This window comes from Pseudonocardia sp. McavD-2-B (genome assembly GCF_024124365.1).
GTDB lineage: Bacteria > Actinomycetota > Actinomycetes > Mycobacteriales > Pseudonocardiaceae > Pseudonocardia > Pseudonocardia alni.
On the sequence record NZ_JAMXSG010000105.1, the window covers coordinates 1 to 17,580 of the forward strand.

Below are 17,580 nucleotides of genomic sequence, written 5' to 3' on the forward strand. Positions count from 1 at the left end.
GGGTGCGGTGGCCGTGAACAGCGGGGTCGCGCCGGGCCGCAGCAGGACACCGACGACCCAGGACCGCCCGGCCAGCTCCCGGACGTCGACGCCGGTGCGCGGCCCGTGCAGCGTCGCGGTGACCGGGTCGGTGACGAGGTTGAACGCCGGGTACTGCAGCACCCGCTGGCGCACCGTGCGCCCCGGCGGGACGTCCCAGCGGGCGGTCCACACCCACCGGACGAGGTCGTCGAGCCCGATGGGCGCCCGGTCGAGCGTGACCTCGGGGGCACCCGGGTTCAGGTGTCCGCGCGACTCGACGGTCATCGACCAACCCCCTGTCGGCAATGTTCAATCCGCGCCGTCGCGGGGCGGGGAGAGTCGTCGTATGGAGCTCACGAGCAGCGTCACCGGCGCCCACACCACCGACGGCCGTCCGCACGGGGTCACCTCACTCACCCCGCACCTGGTGGCATCGCCCGCCCGCGCGGCGATCGAACTCTACTGCGCCGCCTTCGGGGCCCGGGTGCTCTCGGTCACCGAGATGGGCGGGATGGTCGGGCACGCCGAGCTGGAGCTGGCGGCCGGCCGGTTCACCGTCTCCGACGCGATGCCCGACCACGGCCTCGTCGCCGCACCGGCGGGTGACCACCCGGTGTCGCTGTCGCTCGCGGTGTACGTACCCGATGTGGACGCGGCCGTCGCGACGCTGGTCGAGGCCGGGTCGACGGTGCGCGAGCCGGTCTCGACGTTCGTGTCCGGGGACCGGTTCGGCTCTGTCGTCGACCCGTACGGGGTGCGGTGGGCGGTGATGACCCGGGTGGAGGACCTGTCGCCGGAGGAGAGCGGGCGCCGGGTCGAGGAGTGGGCGGCGCAGCAGGGCTGAGGACGCAGCGGCCCGGTCGGCGCCGGCGGCGGTGGGCGTCGGGGCGGGCCGGCCGGCGTCGCGCTGCGGGGGCCGGTCGTCGGACGGTGTGCCGACGCCCCTGTGCTCCTGGACATCGTTGCGGAGCGCCTAGTCTCGGACGGTGATCTTCACTGCTCTGCTGTCCGTCGTCCCGGCGACCTGAGACCGGTGTTCCGGTCCCGATCGTTCCCGCCGGCCTTCGCGACGGCATCGGTGTCCTTCGTGGTGGTCTGCGCCGCGGCCGGGGTGCCGGCACCGCTCTACGTCGTCTACCAGCGGTCCTACGGCATCTCGACGGTCGCGCTCACCGGCGCGTTCGCCGTCTACGTCGTGCCGCTGCTGGTCGCCCTGCTGTGCTGCGGCAGCCTGTCCGACCACGTGGGCCGGCGCCGGGTGGCGGTGCCCGCGCTGATCGTCGGCGCGGTGGCGTGCCTGGTCCTCGCCACCGTCGACTCGTCCGCGCCGTTGATCATCGGGCGGGCGGTCCAGGGGGTGTCGGTGGGGCTCGCGCTGGCCGCGCTCGGCGGCTACGTCGTCGACCTGGCACCCCCGACGCGTCCCGGGCTGGCCGGGGCGATCACGAGCGGCGCGCCGCCGGGCGGCATCGCGCTCGGCGCGCTCGCCTCCGGAGCCGCGGTGCAGCTCGCGCCGGACGGCGCACCCGTCCGGTCCTTCGTCGTCGCAGCGGGACTGCTCGTCGTGGCCGCCGCGGCGCTCGCCCTGCTGCCGGAGACCGCGGTCCGGCGGCCCGGGGCGCTGCGGTCGCTGCGGCCGGAGGTCCGGGTGCCCCGCGCCGCGCGCCGACTGTTCCCGATGGTGTGTGTCGTCGTCGCGGCGACCTACGTCCTCGGCGGGTTCACCCAGGCGCTGGCCCCGTCGCTCGCGGCCTCCGTCCTGGGCCGCGACGACCTGTTCAGCGGCGCCCTGGCCGTCGCCGTCTACCACCTCGCGGGACCGGCGGCGGGGCTCGCGGCCGCCCGGCTGCCCGCCGCACGCGCGCTGACCGGTGGGGCCGTCGTGCTGGCGGCCGGCACCGCCGGGTTCGTCGTCGCGATCGCCCTCGGGAACTTCGCCGCCTACCTCGCCGCCGCGGTCGCGGCCGGGGCCGGGTTCGGTGTCGCGTTCGCCGGCGCGATCCGGGTCCTGCTCGACCGGAGCCCGGAGGGCACGCGCGCCGGCACCCTCGCCGCGGTCTACCTGTACTGCTACCTCGCGGCCGCCGTGGCGAGCCTGCTCGCGGGAGCCGCGGTCGACGTGTGGGGCCTGGCGCCGGTGGCCTCGGTCCTGTGCGGTGTGGTCGTGGTGATGTCGGTCGCGGGTGCCGCCGGGGCCGCGCTCCGGGTCCGCGGCTCGGTGGACCCGGGGTGAGCGCCGCGTCGATGCCCGGCCGGGACCGCCCGAGCCGCCGCGGCCGTCAGTCGATCAGGTCCATCCCGGTGCCGGTGCGGCCCGGCTCCGGGGGCCGTCCGCCGCCGTAGTTCGGGCCGTACTGGCCGCGCCAGATCTGGCTGCGCCCGCGCCCGACGACGCCGAGCGCGTTGTTCAGGGTGGTCTCCAGCTCGCCCAGGGTGGTGTCGACGTAGTCGTCGCACTCCCGGCGCAGCCGGTCGGCCTCGGCGTGTGCGCCGTCGACGATCCGGCCGGCCTCGGCGTGCGCGGAGCGGACGACCTCCGTCTGGGACACCAGCCGGGTCTGCTCGTTCTGCCCGTCGGCGATGAGCCGGTCGTGCGCGGCCCGGCCGGCGTGGCTCATCCGCTCGGCCTCGTCCCGGGCCCGGTCGGTGACCTCGGCGTACTGGCGGCGGCCCTCGGCGACCACGCGCTCCGCCTCGTGGCGGGCCTCGGCCAGGGTGCGCCCGGCCTCCTCCTGCGCCTCGGCGACGAGCCGTTCGGCCTCGGTGCGCGCGTTCTGCAGCGTCTCCTCGGCCTCGGAGTTCGCCGCGGTCCGGGTCTCCTCCGCCTCGCGCTCGGCCTCGGACACGACGTCGTCGCGCCGGTCGAGCACGTCCTGGGCGTCGTCCATCTCGCCCGGGATCGCCTCGCGGACGTCGTCGAGGAGCTCCAGCACGTCGCCGCGCGGGACCACGCAGTTCGACGTCATCGGGACGCTGCGCGCCTCCTCGACGATCGTCACCAGCGCGTCCAGCGACTCGAAGACCCGGTACACGCGACGGATCCTCTCACCGTCACGGGCGCGGACCCGTTATTGGGCGCCGCTCCCGCGTGTCAGGCGAGCCGGTCCAGAAGCCGGGTGTGCACGCTCGGCGGGAGGAACGCGGTGACGTCGCCGCCGCCGCGGGCGACCTCCTTGACCAGTGAGCTCGACACGTAGACCTGACCGGGCGCACCGGGCAGGAACAGCGTCTCGACCCCGGTCAGGTGCCGGTTCATGTGCGCCATCGGGAGCTCGTAGTCGTAGTCCGTCGCCCCGCGCAGGCCCTTGACCATCGCCTGGGCGCCGCGCTCGCGGCAGTAGTCGACGACGAGCCCCTGGAACGACTCGACCCGCACGCCCGGCAAATCCGCGGTGATCTCGGTGAGCATCGCGACGCGCTCGTCGACGGAGAACAGCCCCTCCTTGCGGGGGTTCACCAGGATCGCGACGAACACCTCGTCGAACAGCGCCGCGGTGCGGGCGATGACGTCGAGGTGACCGACCGTCGGCGGGTCGTAGGAACCGGGGCAGACGGCGCGACGGACCTCGGGCATGGCCGGAACCTATCAGCCGGTGATCACCGGTCAGGCCCAGCTGCGGTCCAGCGACATGTGCAGCTCGTAGCGGTCACCGCGGTAGCGCGACACGGTGTACTCGACCGGCCGGTCGCCGGAGCTGGAGGTCCGGTCGAACACCAGGATCGGGTGCCCGGCGGGGATCCCGAGCAGGACCGCCGAGGCCTCGTCGGCCTGCTGGGCGGCGACGGTCTGCTCGGCGCGGTCGATGGGGAGCCGGTAGTGCTCCTGCAGGATCCCGTAGACCGAGCCGCTGAGGTCGTGGACGTCGAGGTCGGGGACCTGTTCGGCGTCGTACCAGGCGTCGTCGATCGACATCGGCACCCCGTCGGCGACGCGCAGCCGCCGCAGGTGCCAGCACCTGCCGTCGGGGCCCTGGCCGAGCGCGCGGACGGCCTCCGGCGGTCCGGTGGTGAGCGCGACCTCGAGGACGACCGTGGTCGGGGTCAGCCCGAGCCTGCGCATGTCGTCGTGGAAGGACGCGAGGTGCAGCCGGGAGCGCGCGGTGCGGGCGGCGACGTAGGTGCCCTTGCCACGGACCCGGGTCAGCAGCCCGTCGCGCTCCAGCTCGCCGACGGCGGCCCGCACCGTCACCCGGCTCACGCCGTGGTCCAGGCACAGCCTGCGCTCGCTGGGGAAGGCGTCGCCGGGCGCGAAGTCCCGCGCGATCGTCTCCGCGAGCAGGATGCGGAGCTGTTCGTGCTTGGGCACGACCCCGTCGCCGATCCGGACCTCGCCGTTCATGGTGCCGTCCACCGTAGCCACTACCGCCCCCGTCCCGGTCCGCCGACCTGCCCGGCCGCGACGGGCCCGGCCCGCTCCCCGGCGGCCGCCCGGTCGAGCACCAGCGTGCAGTGCGGGTGGTCGCGCAGCACGGTCGCGGGCACGTCGGTCGTGACCGGTCCGGACACCGTCGCCGCCACGGCCGCGCGCTTGCCCTCCCCGGTCGCGACGAGCACGATCCGCCGGGCCTCCATGATCGTGGCCGGTCCCTGGGTGAGCACCCGGTGCGGCACGTCCGCGGGACGGTCGAAGAAGCGGGCGTTGTCGGCGCGGGTCCGCTCGGTCAGCGTCGCGACCCGGGTGCGCGAGCCGAACGCCGAGCCGGGCTCGTTGAACCCGATGTGCCCGTTGCCGCCGATGCCGAGGATCTGCAGGTCCACCGGGCCGCATGCGGCGAGCAGCCGTTCGTAGTCCGCCGCGGCCTCGGCCGGGTCCGCGCGGGTGCCGTCCGGGGCGTGCACCGCGGCCGGGTCGATGTCGAGATGGTCGGTGAGCTCGCGGCGGATGACCTCGCGGTAGGACTGCGGGTGCCCGGCGGGCAGGCCCAGGTACTCGTCGAGCAGGAAGGCGCGGGCCCCGGCGAAGGACAGCCCCTTGTCGCGGTGGCGGCGGACCAGCTCGGCGTAGGCGGGCAGCGGGGAGCTGCCGGTGGCGAGCCCGAGGGTCGGCGGCCGGCCGGTGCCGCGGGCCAGGACGTCGGCGACGGCGTCGGCGACCGCCCGCCCGCAGGCCCGCGGGTCGTCGAGGACCACGATCTCCATCACGCACCCCCGTCGGTGACGGGCAGGCCGGCGCGCAGCACCTGCTGCGGCCGCAGGTCCGCGTCGGTGACGAGCACGTCGGCGCGGTGGCCCGGGGCCAGCGACCCGACCTCGCCGTCGAGCCCGAGCAGCCGGGCCGGGGTGCGGGTCGCGGCGAGCACCGCATCCTGCAGCCGGACCCCCGCGTCGCGCACCGTGGCGCGCACGACGTCGACCAGGCACGCGGTGCCGCCCGCGATGGGCCCGTCCGGGATCCGGGCGACGCCGTCGTCGACCCGGACCTGCATCGTGCCCAGGTGGTAGCGGCCGTCGGGCATCCCGGCCGCGGCCATCGCGTCGGTGACCAGCGCGACCCGGTCCGGCCCGACCAGGTCGAACACCGCGGCGACGGTGTCGGGCGACAGGTGCACCCCGTCCGCGACGAGCTCCACGACGAGCTCGCCCCGGGCGGCCGCGGCCAGGCACGCCGCGACCGGCCCGGGCGCCCGGTGGTGCATCGGGGGCATCGCGTTGAACAGGTGGGTGGCGCTCATCGGCGCGCCGCCCGCCCGTGCGATCCCGGTCGCGGTGGTGCGGGCGTCGGCGTCGGTGTGGCCGATGCTCGGCAGCACCCCGTGCGTGGCGAGCACCGCGAGCAGGTCCGCCGCGTGCGCGGTCTCCGGCGCGTAGGTCACCGACGCGACGGCCCCGTCGGCCTTGGTGAGCAGCTCGTCGAGCAGCACGGGATCGCCCGGGAGGATCGCGCGCGGGTCGTGCGCGCCGCACCGCGCGGCGGCCAGGAACGGGCCCTCCAGGTGGATCCCGGCGAGGTCCCCGGCGACGACGAGCGGGCGCAGCGTCGCGATCCGCTCCGCCAGCACGGTCGGCGGGGCGGAGACCAGCGAGGCGAGGATCGTCGTCGTGCCGTGGGCGCGGTGGTGGGCGACGGCGGCCGCCGCCCCCGCCGCCGTCGCGTCCGGGAAGCCGTGCCCGGCTCCGCCGTGGTCGTGCACGTCGACCAGCCCGGGCAGCAGCAGCGACGACGACGCGGGCGGGAGCGGACCGTCGTACGCCGCGGCCGGGAGGACCGCGACGATCCGGTCCCCCGCGACCGCGACGACCGAGTCCGGGAGCAGCCGGCCGTCGGTGACGACGGTGCCGCGGAGCATGCGGTCTGCCGTCACGCGTCGTGGTCCGTCTCGAGCAGCGTCACGAGGCCGTCCAGCGCAGCCGGGGCGCCGTCGCCGTCGGCCCGCAGCACGACCTCGTCGCCGAAGACGACGCCGAGGGTCATGAGCCCGAGGACACTGCGCGCGTCGACCGGGTCCTTCCCGTCGGTCGCGATGGTGACGGGCAGCCCGGTGGCGGCGGCGGCGCGGGCGAACAGTGCGGCCGGGCGGGCGTGCAGCCCCACCCGGGACGCGACGACGGCGGTGCGGGTGTGCACGGTGCTCTCCTGCTCATCGGCGGCGGTCACCGGTCGGCCTTGCCCGCGGTGCCGGTGGTCTGGGTGGTGTCCGTGGTGCCAGTGGTCTGGGTGGTGTCCGTGGCGCCGGTGGTCTCGTCGTCCTCCCGGCCGGGGGTGCGCAGGTTCCAGCGACGGATCACGAAGCGGAACAGCACGTAGTAGACGACGGCGTAGGCGAGCCCGATCGGGATCAGCCACAGCGGCCGGGTGGCCTGGCCGAAGTTGAGGACGTAGTCGATCGCACCGGCGGAGAAGGCGAACCCGCTGTGGATGTCGAGGGCGTTCACCAGCGCCAGCGAGGTGCCGGTGAGCACCGCGTGGATCAGGTACAGCGGCCACGCCACGTAGACGAAGGCGTACTCCAGCGGCTCGGTGATACCGGTGACGAAGGAGGTCAGCGCGACCGACACCATGATCCCGCCGACGAGCTTGCGCTTCTCCGGGCGGGCCTCGTGCCAGATGGCTAGTGCGGCGGCTGGCAGCGCGAACATCATGATCGGGAAGAAGCCGGTCATGAAGGTACCCGCGGTCGGGTCACCCTGGAAGAACCGCTGCAGGTCGCCGTGCACCCCCTGGTAATCCCCGATGAGGAACCAGACGACGTTGTTGACGATGTGGTGCAGCCCGATCGGCAGGAGCAGCCGGTTCACCACGCCGAAGATCCCGCCGCCGACGACCGCGTTCTCCCCGACGGCGGTGCCCAGCCCGGTCAGCCCGGCGTTGAACACCGGATAGACCAGGCTCATCGCCGACGCGATCACCATCATCGACACGGCGGTGAGGATCGGGACCAGCCGGCGGCCGTTGAAGAAGCCGAGGAAGGTCGGCAGCGTCGTGCGGTGGAAGCGCTGCCACAGCAGTGCCGCGACCAGGCCCGCGACGATGCCGCCCAGCACCCCGAAGTCGATCGTGGCCTGCTCACCCTCGGAGTCGAGCACCCCGGGCAGCAGCACCGGGGACAGCGCGGTGAACACGCCGTCCATCACGAGGTAGCCGACGAGGGCGGCCAGCGCGGTGGACCCGTCGGAGCGGCGCGCCCAGCCGATCGCGATGCCGAGCGCGAAGATCATCGGGAGGTGGTCGAACAGCGCGCCGCCTGCCGCGGCGAGCACGGCCGCGGGCTGCTTCAGCGCCTCGACGCCGCCGAGCAGGTCGTCCTGCCCGAGGCGCAGCAGCAGGCCGGCCGCGGGCAGGACGGCGATCGGGAGCATCAGGCTCCGGCCGAGACGCTGCAGGCCGGCCAGCCCGGCCCGTCGTCGTACCGGTTCCGCTGTGGAGGTGCTCATGGGCTCGCACTCCTCGTGAGGGTGTCGGCGACCGGGGCCGGTGCGCGGGCGTTGTGGAGCCGTCGCGTCAGCCGGTACGGTCTGGTTATAACCAGTGAGGGTGCGGGCTGGACGGCACCCTGTCAAGACACTGGTCATAACCAGTTGCTACCAGAGGGAGACCTCCTATGAGCAGGGCCGACGACATCGTGGCGGGGCTGGGCGGGTCCGCGAACATCACCGACATCGAGGCGTGCATCACCCGGCTCCGGACCGAGGTCGGCGACCCCGGCCTGGTCGACGACGCGGCGTTGAAGGCCGCCGGGGCGCACGGTGTGGTCCGGTCCGGGACCGTCGTGCAGGTCGTGATCGGGCCGGAGGCGGAGAACCTCTGCGACGACGTCCGGGACCTGCTGTGACGTCCGTCGTCGCGCCGGTCGACGGCGCGGTGGTCGGCCCCGCGGGGGTGCCCGACCCGGTCTTCCGCGACGAGCTGCTCGGCGGCGGGACGGCCGTCGAGCCGCCCGCGGACGTCACCGAGGCGGTCGTGCTGGCCCCGGTCGCCGGCACCGTCGCGGCGCTGCACCCGCACGCCTTCGTGATCACCGCCGACGGTGGCCCCGGGATCCTGGTCCACGTCGGCATCGACACGGTCTCGCTCGGCGGAGCCGGGTTCACCACGCACGTCGCGAAGGGCGACGCGGTCGAGCGGGGCGCGCCGGTGCTGACCGTGGACCTCGCCGCCGTGCGGGCGGCCGGCCTCGCGCCGACCTGCCCGGTCGTCGTGCTGGACTCGCCCGCCGGCTCGGTGAGCGCCCCCACCGGGCACACGGTCCGCGCCGGCGACGAGCTGTTCCGCCTGTGACGGGCACCGTTCCCGACGGCGCCCCGGTCGTGTTCGACCTCGACGGCACCCTCGTGCGCAGCGAGCACGTGCACCGCCGGACCTGGGCGCGGTTCTTCGCCGAGTGGGGCGCCGAGGTCGACGACGAGACCTACCGGCACCGGTTCATGGGCCGCCGCGCGGCCGACACGCTGCGCGAGGTCGACGGGCCGTGGCGCGACGCGGACCCCGACGAGCTCGCCGCGCAGCTGGCCGGGCACGGCTCCGCCCTCGCCGACGACGTCGACGTCGTCCCCGGCGCTCCCGCGCTGCTCCGGTCGCTGGCCGGGCGCGGGCACCGGCTCGCGGTGGTGACGAGCGCCCGCCGCGGCTGGGCCGACCGGGTGCTGGGCGACGTGCTCGATGCGGCACCGCTGGTCGAGCTCGTCGTCACCGCCGAGGACGTCGTGCGCGGCAAGCCGGACCCGGAGGGCTACCTCACCGCGTGCCGCCGTCTCGACGCCGACCCGGCCGGCTGCGTCGCGTTCGAGGACTCCGTCGCCGGGGTGTCCTCGCTGGTCGCGGCCGGGATGGGCACCATCGTCGGGGTCCGGACGACGGCCGGGGACGCGGAGCTGACCGCCGCCGGGGCACACCGGACGGTGCCGGACCTGACGCCCGGCCGGCTGCTGGGCCCGGCGGCCTGATCCGGGCTCAGCTCCCGAGCGAGCCGTGGTGCAGGACGGTGTCGCCGTAGCGGCGGGACCGGCCCGCGGTGAACCCGGCGGGCCAGCCGAACTCACCCGACGACTTCGCCCGCTCGACGACGACCGCCGCACCGGGCGCGAGCCAGCCGTGGGTGGCGGCGGCGGTCAGCCAGCCCGCGAGCTCGTCGTCGGGCACCGCGTAGGGCGGGTCGACGAGCACGACGTCGAACGCCCGCGGCGCGGGCCCGGCCAGCACCGTCCCGGCCCGCCCGGTGACGACCGACCCGCCGAGCCCGACCGCGGCCAGGTTGCGCCGCAGCACCCCCGCGGCCCGCTTGTCCGACTCGATGAACACCGCGTCGGTCGCGCCCCGCGACAGCGCCTCCAGCCCGAGCGCGCCCGACCCGGCGCACACGTCCAGCACGGCGGCACCGCCGAGCCCCGGGTCGTGGTCGAGCGCGGAGAACAGCGCCTCACGGACCCGGTCGGAGGTCGGCCGGGTCCCCGACGGCGGCACGGCGAGCCGTCGTCCGCCCGCCGTGCCCGCGATCAGCCTGGTCATCGCTCCATCGTGCCGTGCGGCTCAGTCCAGCTCGACCAGCAGGTCCCCGCCCTCGACCTGGGTGACCTGCCCGATCGCGAGCCGCTTCACGGTGCCGGCCCGGTGCGCGGTGATCGATGCCTCCATCTTCATGGCCTCGATGGTGGCGACGGTCTGGCCGTCGTCGACGGTGTCGCCCTCGTCGACCTGCAGCGTCACGACCCCGGCGAACGGGGCCGCGACGTGCGCGTCGTTCCCCTTGTCCGCCTTCTCCGCGGCCTTGACCTCGGTCGCGACCGACTCGTCGCGCACCGCCACCGGGCGCAGCTGCCCGTTGAGCGTGGTCAGCAGGGTGCGGTAGCCGCGCTCGTCGGGCTCGGAGACGGCCTCCAGCTCGATGATCAGGGTGACGCCGGGCTCCAGGTCCACGGTGTGCTCGAGGTCCTCCTCCAGCCCGTAGAAGAAGTCCTTCGACGACAGCACCGCGGTGTTGCCGTACTGCTCGCGGTGGCTGTCGAAGTCCTTGGTCGGGCCGGGGAACAGCAGCCGGTTCAGCGTGCGGCGACGCTCGTCCCGCAGCCCGCGACGGTCCTCGATGGACAGCTCCGCCTTCTCCGCCTCGGGGCTGCGGCCCTCCAGCGCGCGGGTCCGGAACGGCTCCGGCCAGCCCGCGGGCGGCGAGCCCAGCTCACCGCGCAGGAACCCGATGACCGAGTCCGGGATGTCGAAGCCCGCCGGGTCCTTCTCGAAGTCCGCGGCGTCCACCCCGGCCCCGACCAGGTGCAGGGCCAGGTCACCGACGACCTTCGACGACGGCGTCACCTTCACCAGCCTGCCCAGCATCCGGTCCGCGGCGGCGTAGCAGTCCTCGATCAGCTCGAACCGGTCGCCCAGCCCGAGCGCGATCGCCTGCTGGCGCAGGTTCGACAGCTGACCGCCGGGGATCTCGTGGTGGTAGACCCGCCCGGTCGGCGACGCGAGGCCGGACTCGAACGGCGCGTAGACCTTCCGCACCGCCTCCCAGTACGGCTCCATGTCCCCGACCGCGGTCAGGCTCAGCCCGGTCGCGCGGTCGGTGTGGTCGGTGGCCGCGACCAGCGCCGACAGCGACGGCTGGCTGGTCGTGCCGGCCATCGAGGCGACCGCGCCGTCGACGGCGTCGACCCCGGCGTCGATCGCCGCGACCAGCGTCGCGAGCTGGCCGCCCGCGGTGTCGTGGGTGTGCAGGTGCACGGGGAGGTCGAACCGCTCCCGCAGCGCCGTGACCAGCTTCCTCGCCGCGGGCGGGCGCAGCAGGCCGGCCATGTCCTTGATCGCCAGGACGTGCGCGCCCGCGTCGACGATCTCCTCGGCCAGGCGCAGGTAGTAGTCCAGGGTGTAGAGCTTCTCGCCCGGGTCCGACAGGTCCGCGGTGTAGCAGAGCGCGACCTCGGCCAGCGCCGTGCCGGTGTTCCGGACGGCGTCGATGGCCGGGCGCATCTGGGAGACGTCGTTGAGGGCGTCGAAGATCCGGAAGATGTCCATGCCGGTGTCCGCCGCCTCCTGCACGAAGGCGTCGGTCACCTCCGTCGGGTAGGGCGTGTAGCCGACGGTGTTGCGCCCGCGCAGCAGCATCTGGGTGCAGATGTTCGGCGCCGCGGCCTTGAGCGCGGCGAGCCGGTCCCACGGGTCCTCGGCCAGGAAGCGCAGCGCGACGTCGTAGGTCGCGCCGCCCCAGCACTCCAGCGACAGCAGCTCGGGCATGGTCCGCGCGACGTAGGGCGCGACCGCGACCAGGTCCCGGGTCCGGATCCGGGTCGCCAGCAGCGACTGGTGGGCGTCGCGGAACGTCGTGTCGGTGACCGCGACCGCGGTCTGCTCACGCAGCCGGCGCGCGAAGCCCTCGGGCCCGAGCTCGCGCAACAGCTGCGCCGAGCCGTCCGGCGCGGGCGTCTCCAGGTCGACGCCGGCGGGCAGCTTGTCGACCGGCTCCACGACCAGCGGCCGGTCGCCGTTCGGCTTGTTGACCGTGACCTCGCCCAGGTACTGCAGGATGCGCGAGCCGCGGTCGGCCGACGGACGGGCCTTGAGCAGGTGCGGGCGCTCCTCGATGAAGCTGGTGGTGACCCGGCCCTGCTTGAAGTCCTCGTCCTCCAGCACGGCGGCGAGGAACGGCAGGTTCGTCGCCACGCCACGGATCCGGAACTCGGCCAGCGCGCGACGGGCGCGCCGGGCGGCGTTGGCGAAGTCGTGGCCGTGGCAGGTCAGCTTGACCAGCATCGAGTCGAAGTGCGCGGAGACCTCGGCACCGACGTGCACGGTGCCGCCGTCCAGCCGCACGCCCGGGCCGCCCGGGGAGCGGTAGACCGACAGCGTGCCGACGTCGGGCCGGAACTCGTTGGCCGGGTCCTCGGTGGTGATGCGGGTCTGCATCGCCGCACCGGTGAGGGTGATGTCGTCCTGGGTCAGCCGCAGCTCGGGCAGCGTCATGCCCGAGGCGATCCGCAACTGGGCGATGACCAGGTCGCGGTCGGTGACCTGCTCGGTGACGGTGTGCTCGACCTGGATGCGCGGGTTCATCTCGATGAAGTGGTGCTTGCCGCGCTCGTCGAGCAGGAATTCCACGGTCCCCGCGTTCACGTAGCCGATCGTCCGCGCGAAGTTCACCGCGTCCGCGCAGATCCGGTCCCGCAGCTCCGGGTCCAGGTTCGGGGCCGGGGCGATCTCGACGACCTTCTGGTGGCGGCGCTGCACCGAGCAGTCCCGCTCGTAGAGGTGCACGACGTTGCCGTCGGCGTCGGCCAGGATCTGGACCTCGATGTGCCGCGGGTTGACGACGGCCTGCTCCAGGAAGACGGTGCCGTCACCGAACGCGGACTCCGCCTCCCTGCTCGCGGCCTCGATCGCGTCGCGGAGGTCGCCCGGCTCGGTGACCCGGCGCATCCCGCGTCCGCCACCCCCGGCGACGGCCTTGACGAAGATCGGGAAGTCGATGTCCTCGGCCGCCGCGAGCAGCTCCTCGACGTCCGACGACGGCTCGGAGGACTCCAGCACCGGCACACCCGCCTCCCGGGCGGCGGCGACGGCGCGGAACTTGTTGCCCGTCAGGTGCAGGACCTCTGTCGGCGGCCCGACGAAGGTGATGCCCTCCTCGGCGCAGGCGCGGGCCAGATCGGGGTTCTCCGACATGAAGCCGTAGCCGGGGTAGACGGCGTCCGCGCCGGCCTTCTTCGCGGCGCGGATGACCTCCTCCACCGACAGGTACGCGCGGACCGGGTGACCCGGCTCACCGATCTGGTAGGACTCGTCGGCCTTCGCGCGGTGCAGCGAGTTGCGGTCCTCGTACGGGAACACCGCCACCGTCGAGACACCCAGCTCGAACGCCGCCCGGAACGCCCGGATGGCGATCTCGCCCCGGTTGGCCACCAGCACCTTGCGGAACATCGTTCTCCTCATCACGATCGGCGACGACGCCCGTGGCGGCGGGGGTTCCCGCGCGACGGACGCGTGATCCTGACACGACCGGCCAGGTCCCGACCACTGCTCGGAACAGGGTGCCCACACAGCGGGACGTCGCCCGGTCCCGGCGTGCCGGTGGTACCCGGTGGCGTGGCACGACGTGCCGTCGCGGGGCCGGTGCGTGGCGCGATCCGGACACCTCGGGCACCGTGGGACGGGTACCGGCCCCGTCGGTCGGCGCGGAGGGGAGGTGGTGGCGTGGTGGCCGTGGTGTTCCAGCTGCTGTCGTTCGCCCTGCTGGTGATGGCCGTGGTCGGGGCCTACCGGCGGCTGCGCGCCGATCCCGGCCCCGGTCCCGACCCCGGCCCGGAACCGGCCGCACGTCCCGTGCTGTCGTCCGGGGCCGTCGCCGCCGAGCAGGCGTGGCGACGCGCGCGGGCGGAGTTCCAGCGGCTGCGCGCGGAGTTCGCCGCGCACGAGGCCGACCCGCTGGCCGTGCTGCGCCGCCCCGCGCTGTCGGACACCACGGTGGCGGCCACCGCCCGGTTCGTCGACGCGTTCGCCGAGGCCCAGGCGCTGGACACCGACGGCGACCCCGGCGAGCCGCACGCCGGGACCCACGTGCGCGCCGTCGACGCCGCCCGCCGCGCCTGGACCGCCGCGGTCGACGCCGCCGACCGGATCCGGCTCGCCGGGCTGGACCCCGAGGAACGGCGCACCGTCGAGCGGGTGGTGAAGCTGCTGACCACCGCGCGGGACTCCGACTCCGAACCCGAGCGGCTCGCCGCCTACGGCCGCGCCCGCGTCGAGCTGGACCGGCTGGAACGGTCCGGGCGGGTGCACCTGCCCCGCCCGGCCCGCGCCCGGCTGGACGCCGCGGCCCGGGGCGAGCTCCCCGGGCCGTGACCGGTCAGGACTTGTCCAGGTAGGCGGCCCGCTCCTCGTCGCCGAGGGTCTCTCCCACCAGGTCCCGCAGCCGCGGGTGGCCGGCCAGGCCCGGGTCGTCGGCGACCAGGTGCCGGGCGTACACCTGGGCCTTCTCGATGACCTCGCCGTGGCGCAGCAGCGACAGCAGCTTGAGCCCCGAGCGGGAGCCGGACTGGCTCGACCCGAGCACGTCGCCCTCGCGGCGCAGCTCCAGGTCGAGGCGGGCCAGCTCGAAGCCGTCGGTGGTCCCGGCGATCGCGTCGAGCCGTTCGCGGGCGGCGGTCGCGGCGGGCATGTCGGTGACCAGCAGGCACAGGCCGGGTGCGCTGCCCCGGCCGACCCGGCCGCGCAGCTGGTGCAGCTGGGACAGGCCGAAGCGGTCCGCGTCGAGCAGCACGATCCCGGTCGCGTTCGGCACGTCGACGCCGACCTCGATCACCGTGGTCGCGACGAGCACGTCGAGCTCGGCGCGTTCGAAGGCCCGCATCACGGTGTCCTTCTCCTCCGGCGGGAGCTTGCCGTGCAGGATCCCGACCCGCAGCCCGGCCAGCTTCTCCTCGATCAGCGGGGCGATGTCGAGCACCGCGAGCGGGGCGCGCCGCTCCTCGCCGCCGTCGTCGTCCGGCGGGGGCTCCTCGGCGTCCTCCTTCTCCGTCCCGCCGACCCGGGGGCACACGACGTAGCACTGGTGGCCCGCCTCGACCTCCTCGCGGATCCGCTGCCACACCCGCTCGATCCACGACGGGTGCTCGGCCAGCGGCACGACCGTCGTCGCGACCGGGGAGCGGCCCTTCGGCAACCCCTTCAGCTCGGACACCGCCAGGTCCCCGTAGACGGTCATGGCCACGGTGCGCGGGATCGGCGTGGCCGTCATGACCAGCATGTGCGGGGCCTTCTCGCCGCGGGCGCGCAGCGCGTCGCGCTGCTCCACCCCGAACCGGTGCTGCTCGTCGACCACGACCAGCCCCAGCTCGGCGAACCCGACGGTGTCCTGGATCAGCGCGTGGGTCCCGACGACGATCCCCGCCGCCCCGGACTGCGCGTCGAGCAGCGCCTGCCGCTTGGCCTTCGCCCCCATCGACCCGGTCAGCAGCGTCACCGCGGTCGCGTCCTCCCCCGCGCCGAGCTCGCCGCCGCGGCCGAGCGCGCCGAGCATCGCGCGCAGCGAGCGGGCGTGCTGGGCGGCGAGGACCTCGGTGGGGGCCAGCATCGCGGCCTGGGTGCCCGCGTCGACGGCCTGCAGCATCGCCCGCAGCGCGACGATCGTCTTGCCCGCGCCGACGTCGCCCTGCACGAGGCGGTTCATCGGGTACTCGCGGGCGAGGTCCGCGGCCACCTGCTCGCCGACCTCCTGCTGGCCCTCGGTCAGCGGGAACGGCAGGTCCGCGTCGAACGCGGCGAGCAGGCCGTCGTCGCGGCGCGGGCACACCGGGGCAGGCCGCGCGACGGCGGCCTCCCGCCGGAGCGCGAGCGCCAGCTGCACACCGAGCGCCTCGTCCCACACCAGGCGGTGCCGGGCGGCGAACAGGTCGGCCTCGGTCTCCGGCACGTGGATGCGCCGCAGCGCCCGCCCCAGCTCGGGCAGCTTCTCCCGCTCGCGCAGCGACTCGGGCAGCGGATCGGTCGGGTCGTCGATCTGCTCCAGGACCTGGCGCACCGAGCGTGCGATGGCCTGCGAGGTCACCTTCGCGTTCGCCGGGTAGACCGACAGGAACGGGCGCAGCGAGTCGCTCTCCTCGATCTCCTCGAACTGCGGGTGGGTCAGCTGCAGCCGGTTGTTGAACACCCCGACCTTGCCGGAGAAGACGCCGACGACGCCCTGCTTGATGAAGCCCTGCAGCTTCCAGCCGTTGAAGAAGGTGGCGTCGAGCTCGCCGCCCTTCTCGTCCCGGATGACGGCCTTGAGCATCTTCCCGCGCCGGTTGCGCATCTCCCGCAGCTCGGCGCGCGCCACCGCCGCGACGACGGTGACGTGCTCGCCCGCGACCAGCCCGGCGATCTCGGTGAGCCGGCCGCGGTCGACGTAGCGCCGCGGGTAGTGCCGCAGCAGGTCCCCGACGGTCTCCAGCCCGAGCGGGGCCAGCGCATCGGCGGCCTTGCGCCCGAGCGGCCCGTCGAGCCGGCTGTCGAGGTCGAACCCGTCGTCCATCTACTCCACTCCCAGCACCAGCGGGTAGTCGCCCTGCTCCCCCCGGTGCACCACGACGTCGACCTCCGGGTGGGTGCGGCGCAGGTCCTCGGCGAACCGCTCCCCGAGCTCGTCGGGGGCGGCCGAGCCGAGCAGCACGGTCACCAGCTCCCCACCCGGAGTGAGCATGCGGTGAGCCAACCACAGGGCACCGACAGCGAGATCCGGGGCGATCAGCACGACCTCGCCGTCGGAGATCCCGAGGATCTCCCCCGGGCGGCAGGGACCGGCCCACGTGAGCGCCTCGGCCTCGGCGACGGCCAGCCCACCGGTCCGGGTGGCGGCCGCGGCCTCGGCCATCGCGACGACGTCGTCCGGGGCGCGACGGGCCGGGTCGTGCACCGCGAGCGCGGCCAGGCCCTGCAGCACCGAGCTCGCCGGGATCACCACCACGTCGATGCCCTCGAACCGCACCCGCTCGGCCGCGGTCTCGGTGACCGTGCGCCGGTGCGTCGCGCACGGCAGCACCACGACGTGCTCGGCGCCGGTCGCGCGGATCGCGGCCAGGACCTCGTCGACGGCCGGGTCCGGGTCGGCGACCAGCACGTTCCCGCCCGCGGCCCGGGCCAGCGCCCCGGCCCCGCTGCTCTCGATCATCAGTAGGACCGCGCGGTCCCGGGTCGGCGGCGCCGGCGGCAACGCCTCGATCCGGATCCCCGACGGGCGCCCGACCGCCAGTCCCGCCTCGACCGCGGGCCCGGCCTCGGTGGTGTGCACGTGCACCATCACCCCGCCACCGCCGTCCCCGGCGAGACCGACCGAGTCCCCGAGCCCGGCGAGCCGGGCACGCAGCGTCTCCAGCGCGGCCGGGTCGGGCCCGGGCAGCCAGTAGGTGACCTCGTAGACCGGCTGGGGCACCCACGGCACGAGTTCGCCGTCGGCGGTGACCGTCGAGGCCGGACCGGGCGTCCCCACCTGCGACGACGGCGGCGGCCCCGGATCACCGCCCGCCGCGGCGACCAGCGCGTCCAGCACGACGACCAGGCCCAGTCCGCCCGCGTCGACGACCCCGGCCCGCACCAGCTCGGGCGGGCGCCCGGTGGCCCGGGCCAGCGCGGCCCGGGCCGCGTCCGCGGCCACCCGG

Annotated in this window: 18 protein-coding genes; 6 read left to right on the top strand and 12 right to left on the bottom strand. The window is 75.0% G+C overall.

From position 1 onward, the window contains the following. The coding region (locus NH602_RS15385) for a DUF6597 domain-containing transcriptional factor (RefSeq protein ID WP_374210177.1) at nucleotides 1-306 on the bottom strand (306 nt) is incomplete at its 3' end. A gap of 61 nt (nucleotides 307-367) precedes the next feature. On the opposite strand from NH602_RS15385, the gene NH602_RS15390 reads away from it, so the two are divergent. Both NH602_RS15390 and NH602_RS15395 read left to right on the top strand, forming a co-directional pair. Continuing rightward, complete coding sequence (locus NH602_RS15390; RefSeq protein ID WP_253068164.1) at nucleotides 368-865, top strand: glyoxalase/bleomycin resistance/extradiol dioxygenase family protein; 498 nt, start codon at nucleotides 368-370, stop codon at nucleotides 863-865. A 189-nt stretch (nucleotides 866-1,054) separates the two neighbouring features. After that, nucleotides 1,055-2,254 (top strand): MFS transporter, encoded by a 1,200-nt coding sequence (locus NH602_RS15395; protein ID WP_253068165.1) that lies wholly within the window; start codon nucleotides 1,055-1,057, stop codon nucleotides 2,252-2,254. A gap of 46 nt (nucleotides 2,255-2,300) precedes the next feature. Here NH602_RS15395 and NH602_RS15400 read toward each other — a convergent pair whose 3' ends face one another. The 7 genes from NH602_RS15400 to NH602_RS15430 are packed head-to-tail and all read right to left on the bottom strand — an operon-like array spanning nucleotide 2,301 to nucleotide 7,893. After that, nucleotides 2,301-3,053, bottom strand: coding sequence for a DivIVA domain-containing protein (locus NH602_RS15400; protein ID WP_062400965.1), 753 nt, complete (start codon nucleotides 3,051-3,053; stop codon nucleotides 2,301-2,303). A 59-nt stretch (nucleotides 3,054-3,112) separates the two neighbouring features. Then, nucleotides 3,113-3,595, bottom strand: a complete 483-nt coding sequence (coaD, locus tag NH602_RS15405) for a pantetheine-phosphate adenylyltransferase (protein ID WP_073578201.1) — start codon at nucleotides 3,593-3,595, stop codon at nucleotides 3,113-3,115. A 30-nt stretch (nucleotides 3,596-3,625) separates the two neighbouring features. Continuing rightward, complete coding sequence (locus NH602_RS15410; protein ID WP_253068166.1) at nucleotides 3,626-4,360, bottom strand: GntR family transcriptional regulator; 735 nt, start codon at nucleotides 4,358-4,360, stop codon at nucleotides 3,626-3,628. 20 nt (nucleotides 4,361-4,380) lie between these two features. After that, nucleotides 4,381-5,160: a glucosamine-6-phosphate deaminase gene (locus NH602_RS15415; protein ID WP_253068167.1), complete on the bottom strand. Its 780-nt coding sequence runs from the start codon at nucleotides 5,158-5,160 to the stop codon at nucleotides 4,381-4,383. Continuing rightward, entirely contained in the window at nucleotides 5,160-6,323 is a 1,164-nt protein-coding gene (locus NH602_RS15420; protein ID WP_253068168.1) for an N-acetylglucosamine-6-phosphate deacetylase, read from the bottom strand. Before NH602_RS15420 ends, NH602_RS15415 begins: the two co-directional genes overlap by 1 nt. Continuing rightward, nucleotides 6,320-6,586 (bottom strand): HPr family phosphocarrier protein, encoded by a 267-nt coding sequence (locus NH602_RS15425; RefSeq protein WP_374210178.1) that lies wholly within the window; start codon nucleotides 6,584-6,586, stop codon nucleotides 6,320-6,322. The genes NH602_RS15420 and NH602_RS15425 overlap by 4 nt, the downstream gene beginning before the upstream one ends. 26 nt (nucleotides 6,587-6,612) lie before the next feature. Continuing rightward, nucleotides 6,613-7,893, bottom strand: a complete 1,281-nt coding sequence (locus tag NH602_RS15430) for a PTS transporter subunit EIIC (RefSeq protein ID WP_253068170.1) — start codon at nucleotides 7,891-7,893, stop codon at nucleotides 6,613-6,615. A 167-nt stretch (nucleotides 7,894-8,060) separates the two neighbouring features. Here NH602_RS15430 and NH602_RS15435 point away from each other — a divergent pair, with 167 nt between their 5' ends. From NH602_RS15435 to NH602_RS15445, 3 genes are read left to right on the top strand one after another with little or no spacing between them, the layout of a single operon-like run. Further along, nucleotides 8,061-8,291: a glucose PTS transporter subunit EIIB gene (locus NH602_RS15435; RefSeq protein WP_073578205.1), complete on the top strand. Its 231-nt coding sequence runs from the start codon at nucleotides 8,061-8,063 to the stop codon at nucleotides 8,289-8,291. Continuing rightward, nucleotides 8,288-8,737, top strand: a complete 450-nt coding sequence (locus tag NH602_RS15440; protein ID WP_253068171.1) for a PTS glucose transporter subunit IIA — start codon at nucleotides 8,288-8,290, stop codon at nucleotides 8,735-8,737. Before NH602_RS15435 ends, NH602_RS15440 begins: the two co-directional genes overlap by 4 nt. After that, nucleotides 8,734-9,402: an HAD family phosphatase gene (locus NH602_RS15445; RefSeq protein WP_253068172.1), complete on the top strand. Its 669-nt coding sequence runs from the start codon at nucleotides 8,734-8,736 to the stop codon at nucleotides 9,400-9,402. The genes NH602_RS15440 and NH602_RS15445 overlap by 4 nt, the downstream gene beginning before the upstream one ends. 7 nt (nucleotides 9,403-9,409) lie before the next feature. On the opposite strand, the gene rsmD is transcribed toward NH602_RS15445, so the two are convergent. Beyond that, complete coding sequence (rsmD, locus tag NH602_RS15450) at nucleotides 9,410-9,964, bottom strand: 16S rRNA (guanine(966)-N(2))-methyltransferase RsmD (protein ID WP_062400951.1); 555 nt, start codon at nucleotides 9,962-9,964, stop codon at nucleotides 9,410-9,412. A 21-nt stretch (nucleotides 9,965-9,985) separates the two neighbouring features. Beyond that, nucleotides 9,986-13,366: a pyruvate carboxylase gene (locus tag NH602_RS15455; protein WP_253068173.1), complete on the bottom strand. Its 3,381-nt coding sequence runs from the start codon at nucleotides 13,364-13,366 to the stop codon at nucleotides 9,986-9,988. 273 nt (nucleotides 13,367-13,639) lie between these two features. On the opposite strand from NH602_RS15455, the gene NH602_RS15460 reads away from it, so the two are divergent. Continuing rightward, the gene (locus NH602_RS15460; protein ID WP_253068174.1) at nucleotides 13,640-14,287 is read left to right on the top strand and encodes a hypothetical protein; all 648 of its coding nucleotides are present in this window, start codon (nucleotides 13,640-13,642) and stop codon (nucleotides 14,285-14,287) included. Nucleotides 14,288-14,291: 4 nt separating this feature from the next. Here the strand turns inward: NH602_RS15460 and recG are convergent, their stop codons facing one another. Both recG and NH602_RS15470 read right to left on the bottom strand, forming a co-directional pair. Further along, entirely contained in the window at nucleotides 14,292-16,457 is a 2,166-nt protein-coding gene (recG, locus tag NH602_RS15465; protein WP_253068175.1) for an ATP-dependent DNA helicase RecG, read from the bottom strand. After that, a partial coding sequence (locus NH602_RS15470) for a dihydroxyacetone kinase (protein ID WP_253068176.1) occupies nucleotides 16,458-17,580 on the bottom strand: 1,123 nt, incomplete at its 5' end.

Coding starts and splice junctions, on each gene's coding strand:
- NH602_RS15455 (WP_253068173.1), bottom strand. CDS start 13,366: ATGTTCCGCAAGGTGCTGGTGGCCAACCGGGGCGAGATCGCCATCCGG.
- rsmD (WP_062400951.1), bottom strand. CDS start 9,964: ATGACCAGGCTGATCGCGGGCACGGCGGGCGGACGACGGCTCGCCGTG.
- recG (WP_253068175.1), bottom strand. CDS start 16,457: ATGGACGACGGGTTCGACCTCGACAGCCGGCTCGACGGGCCGCTCGGG.
- NH602_RS15390 (WP_253068164.1), top strand. CDS start 368: ATGGAGCTCACGAGCAGCGTCACCGGCGCCCACACCACCGACGGCCGT.
- NH602_RS15415 (WP_253068167.1), bottom strand. CDS start 5,160: ATGGAGATCGTGGTCCTCGACGACCCGCGGGCCTGCGGGCGGGCGGTC.
- coaD (WP_073578201.1), bottom strand. CDS start 3,595: ATGCCCGAGGTCCGTCGCGCCGTCTGCCCCGGTTCCTACGACCCGCCG.
- NH602_RS15435 (WP_073578205.1), top strand. CDS start 8,061: ATGAGCAGGGCCGACGACATCGTGGCGGGGCTGGGCGGGTCCGCGAAC.
- NH602_RS15410 (WP_253068166.1), bottom strand. CDS start 4,360: ATGAACGGCGAGGTCCGGATCGGCGACGGGGTCGTGCCCAAGCACGAA.
- NH602_RS15430 (WP_253068170.1), bottom strand. CDS start 7,893: ATGAGCACCTCCACAGCGGAACCGGTACGACGACGGGCCGGGCTGGCC.